This window comes from Paracoccus sp. (in: a-proteobacteria) (genome assembly GCF_030538655.1).
GTDB lineage: Bacteria > Pseudomonadota > Alphaproteobacteria > Rhodobacterales > Rhodobacteraceae > Paracoccus.
Window position 1 is genome coordinate 104,585 of sequence record NZ_JAUNTO010000003.1, and the last position, 16,058, is coordinate 120,642.

Genomic DNA, 16,058 nt, shown 5'->3' on the forward strand with positions numbered 1-16,058 from the left:
CCTGCCCTGATCGCAGATAACGCTGCCCGTGGTCACAAGCTTACCGGGCCGGGCGGTCCTTGCCCGCAGGCGCAGCCCCAAGCCATTCGGCCCTCGTCAGATCGGGGCCTAGCAGCGTGACCCCCCCCGTGGCACCGGGGCGCAGGTGGCCAAGCCCGCTCAACCCCATCAGTTCCGCCGGGGTCGAGCTTGCCGCCGTCAGCGCCTGCACACCGTCGTCATCCAGAATGCGGGTGACGCGGGGCAGCGCCTGTGGCAATGCCATATGCACGCCAGCCAGCGAGCCTTCGGCATTCACCAGTTTCCCATCGGCAACCCTGATGACCTGATCGTAAAGGGTAAAGTGATCCGGCCCGCCCACCGTCGGCATCGCATCCGAGACAAGGATCATGCGTCCCGCCGCAGGTCGCGCCCGCCATGCCAGCCGGATCATCGCTTCGCTGACGTGATGGCCATCTGCGATCAGGCCCAGCCACAGATCGCTGTCGATCAGCGCCCCGGCCACACCCGGATCGCGCCCGGCCATCCCGGTCATACCGTTATACAGATGGGTGCCCTTGCGCGCGCCCTCGGCCATGGCGCGGGCGATCTGATCGGGCGCTGCGGCCGAATGACCGATGGACACCACCGCCCCCATCGTCACCAGCCGCGCGATCTGCCCCGGCGCGCAGGCTTCGGGGGCGACGGTTATCAGCACCGGAACCCCACGCTCGCGCAGGCGGGCGACGCAATTCAGGGTGCGGTCATCCAGCGGGCGGATAAAGCGCGGATCATGGGTGCCGCGCTTGGTGATCGAGATATGCGGCCCCTCGATATGCAGGCCCGCGACGCCGCCCCGGTCGGGGGCAGACCACAGCGCCAGCATGGCATCGGTGGCGCGGTCCAGCACCTCGGGCGCGTCGGTAATCAGCGTGGGCAGGCAGAAGGCGCAGCCCAGGGCGCGATGCGCTGTCGCAATGGCGCGCAGCCCATCGGGCGTAGGGCTGGTGTTCAGCAAGACCCCGCCGCCGCCGTTCACCTGAAGGTCGATCAACCCTGGCGCGGCGATGCCATCGTGGTGGCGCAGATCGGCCCTGTCACCCAGATCGGCAATGGCGGCCCATTCCAGAACCTCGGCCCCGCGCAGGCGGACCGCCACACCGCTGTGCATGGTATGGCCATCAAACAGCCGCGCGGGAACCAGCCAGTATGCGCCCTGATCGTCGCTCATGCTGCCCCCGTCTGACATGCGAAATAAGGCAGCAATACGCCCTGAACCTCGGCCAGAACAAGCGCCTCGGGCCATGGCAGATCATCCATGTCAGCCGCCCGTGCGATGATCGCGGGGGCAAAGACCTGATCCAGCACCGGCGCGGCGGGGCGTGGGCCGGACAGCGCGGCCATCAGCGCATCGACCGCCGCCACCGCCTGAGGCCGGGTCCAGTAATAGCGGATACGGTCGGCATAACCGAAATGCAACAGATCGCGCAGGGCCTGACCCTCGGCCTGATAATGCGCCGCCCAGGGGTCGGGGTCGTCGCGCATCAAGCCCTCCATCACGGCGGGCAGGCCAATGGCCGCCCCCTGCCACGCCGCCAGCGCGTCCAGCGCATAAAGCGCGCGGCGCATGGCAAAGGTCAGGGCCGGGCCAACCTTGAGAACGGCAAAATGCCGCCGGGCAAGGTCGGGATAGACATCATCGGCTTGATAGTCGGTCGAATGCGCCTCGAACGCCATGCCGGGGTGCGGGTCCAGCACCGGCGACAGCAGATCCGGCTGATCCGTGTCAAAGCGGATCACATGATCGGGCGTGAACTCCAGCCCCGGCTGCACGACCAGCGCCACCATGCGCGGCCATGCCGCATCCAGCCCCCGCGCGGCAAAGGCATCGCGGTGGGCCGCAATCGTCGCCGCCGCCGCCGCCGGATCGGTGGGCGCAACGCTGTCGTGGTTTTCATCCGCACGCGCGCCGCCGGGCGGGGGAACCTCGGTGCCGAAACAATAGGACAGCGCCTGCGGATCGGGGGCCACCCCCTCGCAGATAGCGGCCAGATCGGCGGCACGATCCGCCGAAACCGCGTCGCCGACCTGAGCGGGCTCACCCGCGCAGCCCTCGGAACAGTCGAGGTGGATCTTGGTAAAACCGGCCTTGACGAAGGCGCGCATCAGATCGCGCGCCTTGGCCATCGCATCCGCCGCCAGTTCGCGCCGCCAGACCTGCGGGCCAAGGTGATCGCCGCCGAAATACAGCCGCTCGGGCGCGGTGCCGTGGCGCTGGGCCAGATCGCGCGCCCATTGCACAAAATCAGCCGGGCGCATTCCGGTATAGCCGCCGAACTGGTTCACCTGGTTCGAGGTCGCCTCGATCAGCAGAGGTTGATCCAGCGTCTGAGCCAGACGCATGGCGGCAGCCAGCACAAGAGGATGCGCCGAACAGACCGAGACCAAGGCGACCGGCTGGCCCGCCCGGTTGCGGTCCATGGTGTCTCGCAGCAGTTTCATGGTGTTACCTCGTTCTGGCGGGTGGCGAACAGGGCGGCACCACGCGCGCCGCTGGCATCGCCGAACCGCGCGATGCGGATATGGGGCGCGCGGGTGCCACGCAGAACGCGGGCGTCGATCAGGGCTTGCGCGCGGTCGGCCAGCCCCGGCACGGCAGAAACGCCGCCGCCGATCACCACCACATCGGGATCAATGGTCAGGTTCAGGGTCAGCAGCAATTCGGTCAGCAGGGCGAACCACTGATCCGTCACGCCCACCATTGCGGCATCGCCCGCCGCCGCACGGGCGAACACCTGCGCGGCGGGGATGGGCTGGCCGGTTGCATGGGCCGACAGCCGGGCGATCCCTTCCCCCGACAGCAGCGTTTCATAGCAGCCACGCGCGCCGCAGCCACAGGTCAGGACCGGCAGGCCCAGATGCGCGGGCAGGCCGAAATGGCCCACCTCGCCCGGCAGGCCGCCCATACCTGTCACCAGCCGCCCCCGATGCACGACACCGCCGCCAACCCCTGTGCCGATGACCAGCCCAAAGACGGTTTCGCCCCCCTCTGCCGCACCGCCCAACGACTCGGACAGGGTGAACAGCTTGCAATCATTGGCAAACACGACGCCGCCCCCGACGCGCGCGGCGATTTCGGCGGTGATGGCGCGGCCTGTCGCAGGCAGGTTCGCGGTGGTGGCGTGCCCTGTCGCCGGGTCGATCACACCGGGCAGACCCACACCAACCGGCAGATCGGCCCCGCCCCGTTCGCGCAGCCAGCCGGTCATCGCGACCACGGCATCGACGACGCCGGCATAATCGCCGCGCGGCACCGGCATACGGTGGCGGGCAAGCTCGGCCATCGAGGCGTCGAGCAACCGCGCCTCGATCTTGGTGCCGCCAACGTCGATGCCGCCCGCACCGCTCATGCCGCGCCCCGGTCAAAGGGATACAGCGTCACCCCCGACACCACGCGGGTCAGGTTGCGCCCGGCAAAAGGATCGTCGGCATTCAGCCCCAGCGCCTGCGCCCATTGCAGCGCAAGAATCTGCGCCGGGATCACATGCAGCGGCACCGACCATGCGTCATCCAGCCCCCCCGACGGGACAAGCCGCGTGGCAATGCCGTCCTGATACTGCCGCCCCAGCTCGTCGATCAGGTCCGCCTCATAGCGCGCGGTCTGCGGATACGCCGATCCCAGAACAAAGATGCGCGTGGTGTCGTTCACGACAGCCTTTGGTCCGTGGCGAAAGCCCAGTGGCGTGTCGAACATCGTCACCACCTGCCCCGCCGTCAATTCCAGCACCTTCAGCGCGCATTCCCGCGCCGCCCCGGCCAGGGCGCCCGCACCCAGGAACACCGCACGCCCCGGCAGGTCGGGCGTCTGCGCGAACCCTTGCGCGATGATGCTTTCGGCCGCATCCGCGACCCGCCCCCATTGCGCCACGACGCCATCCGCAGGCGGCGCAAAGACCGACAGCGCCGACAGATACATCGTCGTATAGCTGGAGGTCATGGCAAAGCCCGCATCCTCGGTTTCAGGAGGCAGGATCAGCGCCCTGAACTGACCCGCCGCACCGTCCGGCATCGCCCGTGTCGCCAGCACCGAGGACGCGTTGCAGGTGATGTGCAGCCGGTCATAGCCCGGCGCATGGGTATCCAGCAGATCAAGGGAACCGACGCTTTCCGAACTGTTGCCCGAACGACCAAAGGACACCACCAGCACACGCAGCCCGTCGCGCACATAATTCTGCGGCGTGCCGACCAGATCGGTCGAGGGCACCGCCCGGAACCGCGCAGACCCCGGACCGGCGTTCAGCGTGACAGCCAGCGATTCGCCGATAAAGGCCGATGTTCCGGCCCCGCAAAACCACACCTGGTCATGGTCGCGCGCCGCGATCCAGGCGCGCAACGCATCGGCCTGTTCGGTCAGCGCGGGGGCAAAATCGCGCCAGACCTGCGGCTGCTGACGGATTTCCCGTTCGGTTGCAAAATTGGTCATCATGGCTTCCTTTCAGGCGTGGCAACGCGCACAACGGTCACGCCGCGATCCGTCAGCTTGTCGTAAATATCATCGGGGATCGCGTCATCGGTCACGATCAGATCGACGCGATCCAGCCCGCAGCAACGATGCAGGCGCGGCGCGCGAAATTTGGTGCTGTCAGCCAGAACCACCACCTTTGCCGAAACGTCGATCATCTGGCCGTTCTGGCGGGCCTCGGCCTCGTTATAGGTGGACAGGCCGAAATCGGGGTCGATGGCATCGGCCCCCAGAAACACGATGTCAAAGCGCAGCCGGGCCAGCGTATGTTCCACCAATTCACCGACCAGAGACTGCGATTCAGGGCGCAGCAACCCGCCGGGCAGCATCAACCGGTGCTGCGCCGCGCCATGCAGCACAGCGGCGACATTCAGCCCGGTCGTCATCACGATCAGGCCGGGTGCCTCGCGCAGATGGCGGGCAAAGACCTGCATCGTCGATCCGCCGTCCAGCAGGATCGACTGGGCATCGCCCAGATGGCGCAGTGCCTCGGCGGCGATGGCCTCTTTGCGGGGGCGGTTCATCATCGCCTTGTCGGCCAGCGCGGGTTCGATCAGGGCCGTATCCGCATCCTCGCCCTGCGCCAGCGTCATCGCCAGCGCGATGCGGAAATCAGCCACGCCGTTGAAACCGAACCCCCGGCAAAAGCGCAGAACGCTGGGTTCGCTGACCCCGGCACGGGCGGCGATCTGGTTCAGGGGCAGATGCATGAATTCCGCAGGCGCACCGATCAGATACTGGCCGACCTGATGGTTCGCCCGGCTGAACCCCGGCAATGCGGCGCGCACCCGTTGCAGCAGATTTGCGGTGGCGACAGGCGTGATCTCGTCAGCGGAGGGCATGGCGGGCGTCAGGCCCGCGCGCTGTTTGTCATCGGTCATTTACACACCTGCCCCCGGATCGGCCAACAGGTTCTGGCCCGCCGCATCAAAGGCCGCCAGCCGGGCAGTGTCGGGCATCAGATGAACCACCTCGCCCGCCCGCACCGGATGCTGCTTGCCAAGGCGGGCGACGAATTTCTGACCGTCGGCCAGACAGCCATGGGCAATGGTTTCATCGCCCAGCTGTTCCACCACATCGACCGACAGCGCCAGATCGGCGGGGGTATCGCTGACGCGGACATCTTCGGGGCGGATGCCCAGTTCGACGGCCGCCGCCGCCCGGTCGGGCAGCGCCTGCCGCGCCCCGCCCGGCAGCACCACCACCCCGGCCGCCACCTGAACCGAGACAAAATTCATCGCCGGCTGCCCCAGAAACCCGGCGACAAAGCGGTTGGCCGGATGATTGAACAGTTCCAGCGGCGTGCCGACCTGTTCCACATTGCCATCGCGCATGACCACGATCCGGTCGGCCAGCGTCATCGCCTCGACCTGATCGTGCGTGACATAGATCATGGTATTGCCAAGCCGCGCGTGTAGTTGCGACAGCTCTACCCGCATATCGCCGCGCAGCGCCGCATCAAGATTGGACAGCGGTTCATCGAACAGAAAGATCGGCGGGTTGCGCACCAGCGTCCGCCCGATGGCGACGCGCTGACGCTGCCCGCCGGACAGGGCCTTGGGCTTGCGATCCAGCAGGTGATCCAGTTGCAGCAGACGGGCGACCTCGGCCACGCGGGGGGCGATCTCGCGGCGCGGCCTTCCGGCGATCTTCATGCCAAAGCCCATGTTTTCGGCAACGGTCATATGCGGATACAGCGCATAGGACTGAAACACCATGCCGATGCCGCGCGCCACCGGCGGGGCCGTGGTCATATCTTGCCCATCAATGTCCAACCGCCCCGCCGTCACACTTTCCAATCCGGCAATCAGCCGCAACAGGGTGGATTTACCACAGCCCGAGGGACCGACAAGGACGATGAATTCTCCATGTTCAATGGTCAGATCGACGGCGTGGATGACCTTGTGTGCGCCAAAGCTTTTGCTGATGCCATGCAGTTCAACACGCGCCATTCGGGGTCTCCTCGGTATCGTCGGCCACCATCCTGAAATCCAGATGCGGCGGCAAAGGGGTGTCGCGCAGGGTCTGCCCGCGCAGGGCGATCAGCGCATTCCACAGGTCTTCGGTTACGGTTTCGCCCTCGCGGATGGTGGCGAAATCGCGGCTCAGCAGATCGGCCAGCAGGTCGGCATCCCCCGCCTGCGCCGCGACATGGGCGCGGGCAAGGTGGATACGTTCGTGATCCTGCACATCCGGGGGCAGACCGGCGATAAAGACGGCCAGTGCCGCCGGATCGCGCCGACGCAGATGATCGGCAATCTCGGCCGCCAATGATGCAGGCGCATCGCCTGCCGCCCATGCCGCCAGATAATGCGCGGTCGCGTGATCCGGCTCGGTCAACGCAAGCTGGCGATGGCTCAGCCAATGATCGTGCTGCACCAGCGCGCCACGGGCCAGCGCCGTCGCCTGTTCCCGGTCGCCACGATCCAGCGCGGCGACAGACAGGAAAAGCTGCGCCCGCCAGTCATCGCCAAGGCCGCGCAGTCGGGCCAGCCAAAGCGACGACAGGGCAAAGCCATCGGGCATACCCGCGCGCGGCGCACGCCCCTCGGCCAGATCGTCCCAGAAATCGGCGGGGTGAGCGGTGGCGAAATCAAGGTGCACGGCCAACATCCGCCCGGTCAGCGCCTGATGACGCCGCCCCCATGGCGCGCCGGTGGACAGGATTGTGGTAGCAGGCAGCCGCGCCGCATCTTGCAGGAAAGCCTCCAGTTCCCCCACCGCAGGCAGCACCATCTCTAGCGCATCGGTGGCGCGGCGATAATCGGGATCATGCGCCCCCGGAACCTGAACCGGGGCCAGAACGGCGGTCCAGTCCAGCACCTGCCCCGCGCCCAAGGACAAACGCTGGTTCTGATGCGGGGTGATGCCGGCCTGAATTTCGACGTAATCCCCCTGCCCCGGCTGGCTGAGATAATCCATCCAGTGCTGCCCGCCCGGCGCGGTGCCGAAATAAAAGAACTTGCGCCCGGTCAGAACCGCGCTGCCGATATGCGCCAGCCCCCGGCCCGTGTCATCGACACAGGCAATGACATTGCGCACAGCCCGCCCCGCCCGAAAGAACACCGAGGCCGCCCCGCGCCAGTTCCCCGGATAAGAGCCGTCAGGGCTGCGCGGGAAATCCATCCGCTCCAGATGATTATCGGGCAGAACGTGTTCTATGGCATGATCGCAGGGCGACAGCACCCGCCCGCCCGGTGGCGTGGCAACGGCGATATTGGTCCACCAATAGACCAGCGCGGGGGTATCGTTAGGGTTGATGATCCGGCCATGAATGGCCAAAGGACCGTCCCCCGGCGGCAAAAACAGGTCGATCTGCCAGACACATTCGGTGGTGCGGTCGAATTCATACAGCCGCAGCAGCGGGCCTTTGCCCGTATCCACCTTTGCGGCGAAAACCGGGCTGCATGTGCTGGGGCTGTGGCCCGGCGTCAGCCCGTTCCATTCCACCCCGCCCGAAAACCACGCGTTCAGCGCCGCCAGGTTGGCGGGGCGAAAGACCGGATTGGCGAACAGCAACTCGCGCCCCTGCACCTTGTCGAACAGGCTGGTCAGCCGCCCGCCCAGCCCCGGTGCGACGCGTGCGCGAAAACGGTCGTTTTCCAGTTCCAGCACCTTGATCGCGGCATTGCGCAGGTTGCGGTCGTAACGGTCCTGCACCTGATAGGGCAGGATGCTGTCGTCCCCCCAGTTGAACAGATGCGCGGCCTCGTCCCCCGCCAGCCCCGCAGGCGGGGCATCACTGACCGGGATCGGCTGTTGCCAGCGATAACGCGGCATCGGACAGGGCGGGCCAAGCCATGCCATCGGCATGGAAATGCTGCGCGCGGTCAGGGTCGCCATCATTTCACACCGCCCATGGTAATGCCCGAGATCATCTTTTCCGACAGCACAATGAACAGGATCACCGTCGGCACCATCACAATGGTCACGCCCGCAAACAGCGCCACCCAATCACCCCCCGAATATTGCATCGAGGTAATCAGCGCATAGATCCCCAGCGACAGCGTGCGATTTTCCGGGCTGTTCAGCAGCACCAGAGACCACTGATATTCGTTCCACAGCCCGACAAAATTCAGGATCGCCACCGTCGCCACCCCCGGCATCGCCAGGGGCAGCATGATATGCCGGAACACCTGAAAATCCGAACAGCCGTCGATCACCGCCGCGTTTTCCAGCTCGCTGGGAAGGGATGTGAAAAAACCCTCCAGCACATAGATCGAAAACGGGATCGACAGCGCGATATAGGCGATGGTCAACCCGGTCAGGCTGTCGCCCAGCCGCATCTGGTTCATGATGACAAAGATCGGCACGAACAGCAGCGGATAGGGAATCCCCATGCCAAAGGCGAAAAAGCTGGACATGGCCCCCCGCCCCCGGAATTTCGCCCGCGCCAGAATATAGGCGGCAGGCACCGAGACGATCAGAATGCCCAGCACCGAGGCCGACACCACCAGCGCGGAATTCAGGAAATAATCGCCGAAACGGTTGCTGACCCATGTTTTCACATAATTCCCCCACACCGGGTCCAGCGGCAGCGACCATGGCTCGCGGAACAGTTGCCGGTTGGTTTTCAGTGATGCCGAAATCACCCAGACCACAAAGAACACCGATGTGAACGACCAGCCTGCGACAATCAGATAGGTCAACGTCCTGCCAATCCCGCGACGTATGGGGCCGGGTGCGGAACGGACCTTCGGGTTTGCGGGATGTGCCATCTTAATACTCCAACCGGTCGCGCTTCATCAGCAGACGCAGCCCGACAATGGTGATAAGGGTAAAGACGAACAAAGCGACACCAATGGCCGAGGCATAGCCCAGCGCATAGACGGGTTCGCGCTGCCCAAAGCCCATGATGTAAAGATAGATCGCCGGGGTATACAGATTCTGGTCGATATTCGGGCCGCCAAAGGCATAGGGAAATTCGGTCAGCTTGATCGCCTGAATCGACCACAGCACCACGGCAATGGTCACGATGTCCCAGATCATCGGCAGGGTGACATAGCGGAAAATCTGGAAATTCGATGCACCTTCCAGACGCGCGGCCTCGAACATGTCCTGCGGGATTTTATCGGCACCGGCCAGCACCAGAATGGTGAAAAATCCCGCCGACACCCAGATCAGACCGACCAGCATCGCACCCAGCACGTTTTCCGGTGCTGTCCATGCCGTCGCCGCCAGATCGTTCAGCCCCAGCGCCTTGAGCAGACTGGTCAGCAGGCCATAACGGGGCGTGAACACAAAGGACCAGAATGTCGTGATCGCCACCACGGCGATCATATTGGGCAGAAAGATCAGCGCACGGAAAAGCTTTTTGCCCCAGATGCCGGAATTCAGCAGCATGGTGAACAGAAAGGCCAGCGCGAAAACCGCCGCCCCGCCGATGGCCAGCACGAACAGCATGTTCCGCACCGAACGCCAAAAGATCGGATCTCCCCACAGCCGGATGTAATTGCGCCAGCCGACCCAGACCGGATCATCGCCAAAACCGCTGGTCGAATAAAAGCTGAGCTGAAACGCCTGAATAGCAGGCAGGATCATCAGCCCCAGATACAGCACCAGCGCAGGCGCCAGAAACAGAAAGACCATGCGGCGGCGGATCATGCGACGCCCCTTTTCATGCAGAGTGCGACAGGGTAGCTGGCCGACCGGAACACGCGGTCAGCCAGCGGCCAGATCAGTTCTGGCTGTCCCAGTATTTCCTGGTCTCGGCGACCAGCCGTTCGACGAACTGTTCCGGCGTCGTTTCGCCCAGGAACATGCGGTTATATTCCGGCTGCAACACCTGCGAGGTGAATTCCGGGTAAAGCACGTTCAGACCACCGCCATAGGGGGTCAGCGCCGTTGCCTCGGCCGCCGCCGTTTCGGCCTCGGCCAGTGCGCCGGGCCATGTCACACCGCCGCGCGTCACACCAACGCCGCCCTTTTCGGCCAGCAGGGTCTGCGCCTCGGCCCCCATCAGATAGTTCAGGAAACCCGCCGCCTCATCAGCATTGGGGGCATCTTTCAGGATCGCGATCGACACCATCGCGACCTCAAGATCGGTGGTCTTGCCCTTGCCATCGGCGACAGCCGGGAAATTGAACGCACCCCAGCCGAAATCCGGCCCGGTGGTGGCCGACAACTCGGTCGGCAACCATGATCCGACCAGCTCGCCCACGGTTTCGCCCATGGCGATGGTCTGCTGCCCGGCGGGATACTGGAACCCGCGCGCGTCCTGCGCGATACATTCAGCGTCCCAAAGCTGACGCCCGGCCTTTGCTGCCTCAAGCACGGCGGGGTCGTTCCACCCCTCGCCGGATTTGTCGGCAAAGGCCGCCAGCATCGCATCCGCGCCATTCCTGCGCGCCAGATAATGCGAGAAATAGGCCGCGTTATAAAAGGCGACATTGCCTTCGATTACCAGCAGATGCGTATCCGCCGCGCGCGCGGCACCGCACAGCGCGATCAGATCGTCCCATGTCGCGGGCGGAGCGCCGATTTCGGCCAGCGCCTCTTTGTCATACCAGAAATTGACGGTGTTATAGATATAGGGAAGCTGGGCGATCGTGTCGCCCTGCCCATACAGGGACAGCACGCCGGGCAGCAGCGCCGCCTTGACCTCATCCGTCAGATCGCCCGAGAGGTCGCGTAACTGATCCTGCAATTGCAGACCGCCCGCCAGTTGGTCACTGTCCTGATCCATCAGATCGACCGGCGTGCGCGCGGCCAGTGCCTGACGCAGCTTGGTCTGGTTCTGGCGACCGTTCCACACGACGTTAAAGGTCGTGTCCGGGTTGGCGGCGGTGTAATTCGCCATGATGTCTTTCAGCGCCTCGGCCTGTGGTTCGTTTTCGTTCCACATCGACCAATAGATCAATTCCCCCGCCGACGCGGGCAGGGCGGCCCCGGTAACGGTCAGGGCCAGCACAGCGGCGCCGTTCTTCAGCACGGATAATGTCATGTTTACCTCCCGACAGGCGGCGCTTTTGCCGCTTCTAGTAAAGCTACAGTGATATGAAGTTTTACTACATGTCAACGATTCCGTGACCGTCTGGTAAACGAAACAGGCTGCGGATGCTGCCCTTGCCCAGAGTTCGCGCACCACCCATCGCCCCCAAACGACGCGCCCCGTCAGAACCGAGGGAACGAAAGGCGCAAGCCGCCGCAGCCTGTCAGCCCGGCACCACCGTAACCACAGCCTGCGCCACCGGAAATTGTGCCAGTTCAGCGGTAATGCGGATGTCGCCCGGATCACCCGTCAGCCGCAGCCACATTCCGGTGGTGCCCCCCTGCAAGGGCCGCAGATCCGGGCCGATCAGCCGGGCCGGGCCGTCGATGCTGACCCGCACCGCCCCCGCCAGAAACGGCAGCCGGTTGCCGACCTGATCCAGCGCACGGATGATGACCCGCAGGTCGGTGTCGGCATCAGCGGGCAGGTGGTCCGCGTCGGGGGCAATCTCCAGCCGGGTGGGCAGCGGGTCGGCGACGTAATCGCGGCGGATCACCTCGCGCCCGTCAATCAGCCCGCGCAACGTGCCGGGGTGCCAGGCCATGCCCCACAGGCCCAGTTCTTCGGCACTGATATGGCGGTGATCGATGATGACCGGCGGATGCGGCAAATGCGGGAAGCGCTCGCGGTCGGGCTGGACGCGGCGTTTGATCCCGAGACAGTCAAATTCCACCTCATCGCAGTTGGTCAGCACGATCAGCGGCAGGATACCGCCAAAGTTCCGCTCGCCCCGTGCCCACCAGGTGACGGGCTGCATGACCATGCCTTCGGACGGCGGTTTCTGGCTGGCATAGGCATAGGCGGCGAATTTCGGTTCGCGCCACATATCCATGACGCCGTGATGGCAAATGCGGTCGCCCGCGCCGAAATCCTTGTGCGTGTTGTAATCGAACATGCACCAGCCGACGCTGCCCGCGATGGCCGGATCGCCATAGGCGGCATTCATCACCTCAAGATGACGGATGACATGTTCCATCTGCCGCAGTTCCGGGTCGCCTGCCTTGGTCGGGAACATATGGCCGTTGAATTCGGTCACGATATAGGGGACAGCGCGGCTCAGGCCCGTCACCTCGGGGACCGGACGCAGCGCGGTGCGGGGGCGGTTCACGCCGGGCTGTTCGGATTCGTCCAGCACGAAATCGTTCATCGCATAGACATCTTCCAAAAATTCGCTGTCGGTGATGCAGCGGATGCCGGTTGTCTGCCGCGTCGGGTCCAGTTCGCGCGCGGTGGCATTGGTGCGCGTATAAAGATCGTGGCAGTCGGGGCTTTCGTTGATCCTGACGCCCCAGATGATGATCGAGGGATGGTTTCGGTCGCGGCGGATCATCGCGGCGGTATTAGCCACCGCCGCATCCTGCCACACCGCATCGCCGATATGCTGCCAGCCGGGAATCTCGTCGATCACCATCAGCCCGATTTCGTCGCAGCGGTCCAGAAACCACGGGCTGGGCGGGTAATGCGAGGACCGGACCAGATTGCAGCCCAGATCAAAGCGCAAGATCTCGGCGTCGCGTTCCTGCGCATGGCGGCCAGCCGCGTAACCGGCATGGGGAAACGCCTGATGCCGGTTCAGCCCGCGCAACTGCACCCGTTCGCCGTTCAGGAAAAACCCGTCCGCGCGCCACTCGGCACTGCGAAAGCCGAACCGTTGGGTAAGGCGGTCGCCTTGGGGCAAGGACAGCTCCAGCGTATAGAGCGCCGGGCTTTCGGGCGACCATAGCTGGATGTCGCGCAGCCCGGTCATCGGCGCGCCATCACTGCGGGCGATTTCCGTGCCGTCCGGGCCGCGCAAGATCGCCAGCAGCGGGCCGGGGGCGGACAGATCGGCGTCGAAGGCGACGGTCTTGTCATCGGCCAACACATCAGGCGTCAGCACCCGGACGCCGCGGATATGCCGCATGGGCAGCACCCGCAGCCAGACATCGCGGTAAAGCCCGGCATAGGTCAGATAGTCGATCTGCCCGCCAAAGGGCGGAATCGCGGGGTTTTCGGACCCGTCGATGCGCAGGGTAATCAGGTTGTCATCCGCCAGATGCGGGGTCAGATCGGCGGTGAAGGGGGTGTAGCCGTCAGGATGGGCAGCCACCTGCACACCGTTGATCCAGACGCACGCATCAGCCATCGCCCCATCGAACAGCAGCTCGATCCGGCGCCCGTCCCAGTCACCACGTGGCAACCGCCGCTGATAGGTAAAGGCGCGCTGATAGCAGGTCTCGTCGAAATAGCTCTGCGGCAGATCAACGGCGTTATGGGGCAGGTTGACCGCCGCGCCCTGCATCGGTGCGGCGATCCATGCGGGGTCAAACCCTTCGGCAAAGATCCAGTTATCATTCAGTCGGATGATCTGACGCATGATTACCACTCGGCAAAGCTGCCGTCGGCGTGACGCCAGACGGGGTTGCGCCAGCGGTGGCTCTCTGCCGCCGCTGCCCGGACTTTTTCTTCGTTCACGGTGATGCCAAGCCCCGGCCCCTGCGGGATGGCGACAAAGCCGTCCTGATAGTCGAACACACCGGGATCGGTCAGGTAATCCAGCAGATCAGACCCTTGATTATAGTGAATCCCCAGCGATTGTTCCTGAATAAAGGCGTTGTAACACACCGCATCCAATTGCAGGTTCGCCGCCAGCGCGATAGGGCCAAGCGGGCAGTGCAGCGCCAGCGCCACGTCGTGACATTCCGCCATGGCCGCAATGCGATAGGTTTCGGTGATACCGCCCGCATGGCTGGGGTCGGGCTGGATGATGTCCACATAACCGCCCGCCAGAATGTCGCGGAAATCCCAACGGGAAAACAGCCGCTCGCCCAAGGCGATCGGGGTGCTGCAATGGTTGGCGATCTCGCGCAGCGCCTCGGCATGTTCGGACAGCACGGGTTCCTCGATGAACATCAGGCGGAAGGGTTCCAACTCGCGCGCCAGCACCTTGGCCATCGGGCGGTGAACGCGGCCGTGAAAGTCGATGCCGATGCCGAAATCCGGTCCCATCTCGTCGCGGATGGCCTGCACCCGCTCCAGCACCTGATCGACCTTGGCGTGGCTGTCGATGAACTGCATTTCCTCGGTGCCGTTCATTTTCACCGCCGTAAAGCCGCGGTCGGCACAATCCCGCGCCATGCGGGCGGTGTCGCCGGGACGGTCGCCGCCGATCCAGCTGTAAACGCGGATACGGTCACGCTGCTGACCGCCCAGCAAGGAATGAACAGGCACGCCCAAAGCTTTGCCCTTGATGTCCCACAGCGCCTGGTCGATGCCCGCGATGGCCGACATGTGAATACCGCCGCCGCGATAGAAACCGGCGCGATACATGACCGTCCAGTGATCCTGTATCAGCCCCGGATCGCGCCCGATCAGATAGTCGGACAATTCCTCGACCATGGCGGCGACGGTGGCAGCGCGGCCTTCCAGCACGGGTTCGCCCCAGCCACAGATGCCCTCATCCGTGCTGATTTTCACAAAACACCAGCGCGGTGGCACGATAAAGGTTTCGATCGCGGTGATTTTCATGGGCCTCCCCTAGCGCAGCCGCTGGCCGCTGGCAGTGTCAAAGAAAAACGCATCGGCAGGATCAAACCGCAGCCCGACCTGCCCGCCCCCCGCCGGATCAAGCCGCCGGTCGGTTTCCACGATCAGCTTTTCCCCCGATGGCGCGGTCACATGGACATAGCTGACGCCACCCAGATTTTCGGCCATCTCGACGCGGAACCCATCACCATCCGTCAACCGCAGCGCATTGGGGCGCAGGCCGATGTCAACCTCGCGCCCATCTGGCAGATGCGGGGCGGGGATGGCGCCAAAGGCCGCCGTCTGCACCTGTCCGCCCCGCGCCTGCCCCGCAACAAAATTCATCGCGGGCGAGCCGATGAACCCCGCCACAAAGCGGTTGTCCGGGTCGTCATACAGATCCATCGGCGCGCCGACCTGTTCGATCCGCCCCGCGCGCAGCACCACGATCTTGTCGGCCATGGTCATCGCCTCGACCTGATCGTGGGTGACATAGATCATCGTCGCGGCGATTTCGCGGTGCAGGCGGGCGATCTCGGCCCGCATTTCAACGCGCAGTTCGGCATCCAGATTGGACAGCGGCTCATCAAACAAAAATACCTTTGGTCCGCGCACGATGGCCCGGCCAATGGCGACGCGCTGACGCTGCCCGCCGGACAGGGCGGCGGGCTTGCGGTCCAAGAGAGGGTCCAGCTTCAGGATGCGCGCCGCCTCGGCCACCTTGGCGGCGATTTCGGCGCGGGGATGGCCGTTCATCTTCAGGCCAAAGCCCATGTTCTGGCGCACGGTCATATGCGGATACAGGGCATAGGTCTGAAACACCATCGCCACGCCCCGGTCGGCGGGATCGGCGTCGGTGACGTCCTCGCCGCCGATGCTGATCTGGCCGTCGGTGGTTTCCTCAAGCCCGGCGATCATCCGCAGCAAGGTGGATTTGCCACAGCCCGAAGGCCCGACAAAGACACAGAATTCGCCCTGCCCTATCACCAGATCGACGCCATGAATGACGCGGTGCTGACCAAAATCCTTGGTAATACGGGCTAGCTGGACACCGGACATGGG

At 64.7% G+C, this 16,058-nt stretch carries 13 protein-coding genes; all 13 read right to left on the bottom strand.

Annotation, left to right across the window (positions count from 1 at the left end; all coding sequences use genetic code 11):
- Window positions 1-40 precede the first annotated feature (40 nt).
- A complete protein-coding gene (locus Q4G22_RS03465) occupies window positions 41-1,210 on the bottom strand; it encodes an N-acetylglucosamine-6-phosphate deacetylase (protein ID WP_303384501.1) in 1,170 nt (389 codons plus the stop codon).
- Window positions 1,207-2,481 (bottom strand): class II D-tagatose-bisphosphate aldolase, non-catalytic subunit, encoded by a 1,275-nt coding sequence (locus Q4G22_RS03470; protein ID WP_303384502.1) that lies wholly within the window; start codon window positions 2,479-2,481, stop codon window positions 1,207-1,209. The genes Q4G22_RS03465 and Q4G22_RS03470 overlap by 4 nt, the downstream gene beginning before the upstream one ends.
- Complete coding sequence (locus Q4G22_RS03475; RefSeq protein ID WP_303384503.1) at window positions 2,478-3,389, bottom strand: ROK family protein; 912 nt, start codon at window positions 3,387-3,389, stop codon at window positions 2,478-2,480. Before Q4G22_RS03475 ends, Q4G22_RS03470 begins: the two co-directional genes overlap by 4 nt.
- Window positions 3,386-4,462 carry an SIS domain-containing protein gene (locus Q4G22_RS03480; protein WP_303384504.1) on the bottom strand — a complete coding sequence of 359 codons (1,077 nt, stop codon included), beginning with the start codon at window positions 4,460-4,462 and terminating at the stop codon, window positions 3,386-3,388. The genes Q4G22_RS03475 and Q4G22_RS03480 overlap by 4 nt, the downstream gene beginning before the upstream one ends.
- On the bottom strand, window positions 4,462-5,382 hold the full coding sequence (locus tag Q4G22_RS03485) for a hypothetical protein (protein WP_303384505.1): 921 nt from the start codon (window positions 5,380-5,382) through the stop codon (window positions 4,462-4,464). Before Q4G22_RS03485 ends, Q4G22_RS03480 begins: the two co-directional genes overlap by 1 nt.
- Window positions 5,383-6,453, bottom strand: coding sequence for an ABC transporter ATP-binding protein (locus Q4G22_RS03490; protein WP_303384506.1), 1,071 nt, complete (start codon window positions 6,451-6,453; stop codon window positions 5,383-5,385).
- Window positions 6,440-8,344, bottom strand: a complete 1,905-nt coding sequence (locus tag Q4G22_RS03495; protein ID WP_303384507.1) for a DUF5107 domain-containing protein — start codon at window positions 8,342-8,344, stop codon at window positions 6,440-6,442. The genes Q4G22_RS03490 and Q4G22_RS03495 overlap by 14 nt, the downstream gene beginning before the upstream one ends.
- Window positions 8,344-9,150 (bottom strand): carbohydrate ABC transporter permease, encoded by an 807-nt coding sequence (locus Q4G22_RS03500; protein WP_303384508.1) that lies wholly within the window; start codon window positions 9,148-9,150, stop codon window positions 8,344-8,346. The genes Q4G22_RS03495 and Q4G22_RS03500 overlap by 1 nt, the downstream gene beginning before the upstream one ends.
- A gap of 70 nt (window positions 9,151-9,220) precedes the next feature.
- The gene (locus Q4G22_RS03505) at window positions 9,221-10,105 is read right to left on the bottom strand and encodes a carbohydrate ABC transporter permease (protein WP_303384509.1); all 885 of its coding nucleotides are present in this window, start codon (window positions 10,103-10,105) and stop codon (window positions 9,221-9,223) included.
- Window positions 10,106-10,178: 73 nt separating this feature from the next.
- Window positions 10,179-11,444, bottom strand: a complete 1,266-nt coding sequence (locus Q4G22_RS03510; RefSeq protein WP_303384510.1) for an ABC transporter substrate-binding protein — start codon at window positions 11,442-11,444, stop codon at window positions 10,179-10,181.
- Window positions 11,445-11,655: 211 nt separating this feature from the next.
- Window positions 11,656-13,848: a glycoside hydrolase family 2 TIM barrel-domain containing protein gene (locus Q4G22_RS03515; protein ID WP_303384511.1), complete on the bottom strand. Its 2,193-nt coding sequence runs from the start codon at window positions 13,846-13,848 to the stop codon at window positions 11,656-11,658.
- A 2-nt stretch (window positions 13,849-13,850) separates the two neighbouring features.
- A complete protein-coding gene (gene dgoD, locus Q4G22_RS03520) occupies window positions 13,851-14,999 on the bottom strand; it encodes a galactonate dehydratase (RefSeq protein WP_303384512.1) in 1,149 nt (382 codons plus the stop codon).
- A gap of 9 nt (window positions 15,000-15,008) precedes the next feature.
- Window positions 15,009-16,055, bottom strand: coding sequence for an ABC transporter ATP-binding protein (locus Q4G22_RS03525; RefSeq protein WP_303384513.1), 1,047 nt, complete (start codon window positions 16,053-16,055; stop codon window positions 15,009-15,011).
- Between the last annotated feature and the right edge of the window lie 3 nt (window positions 16,056-16,058).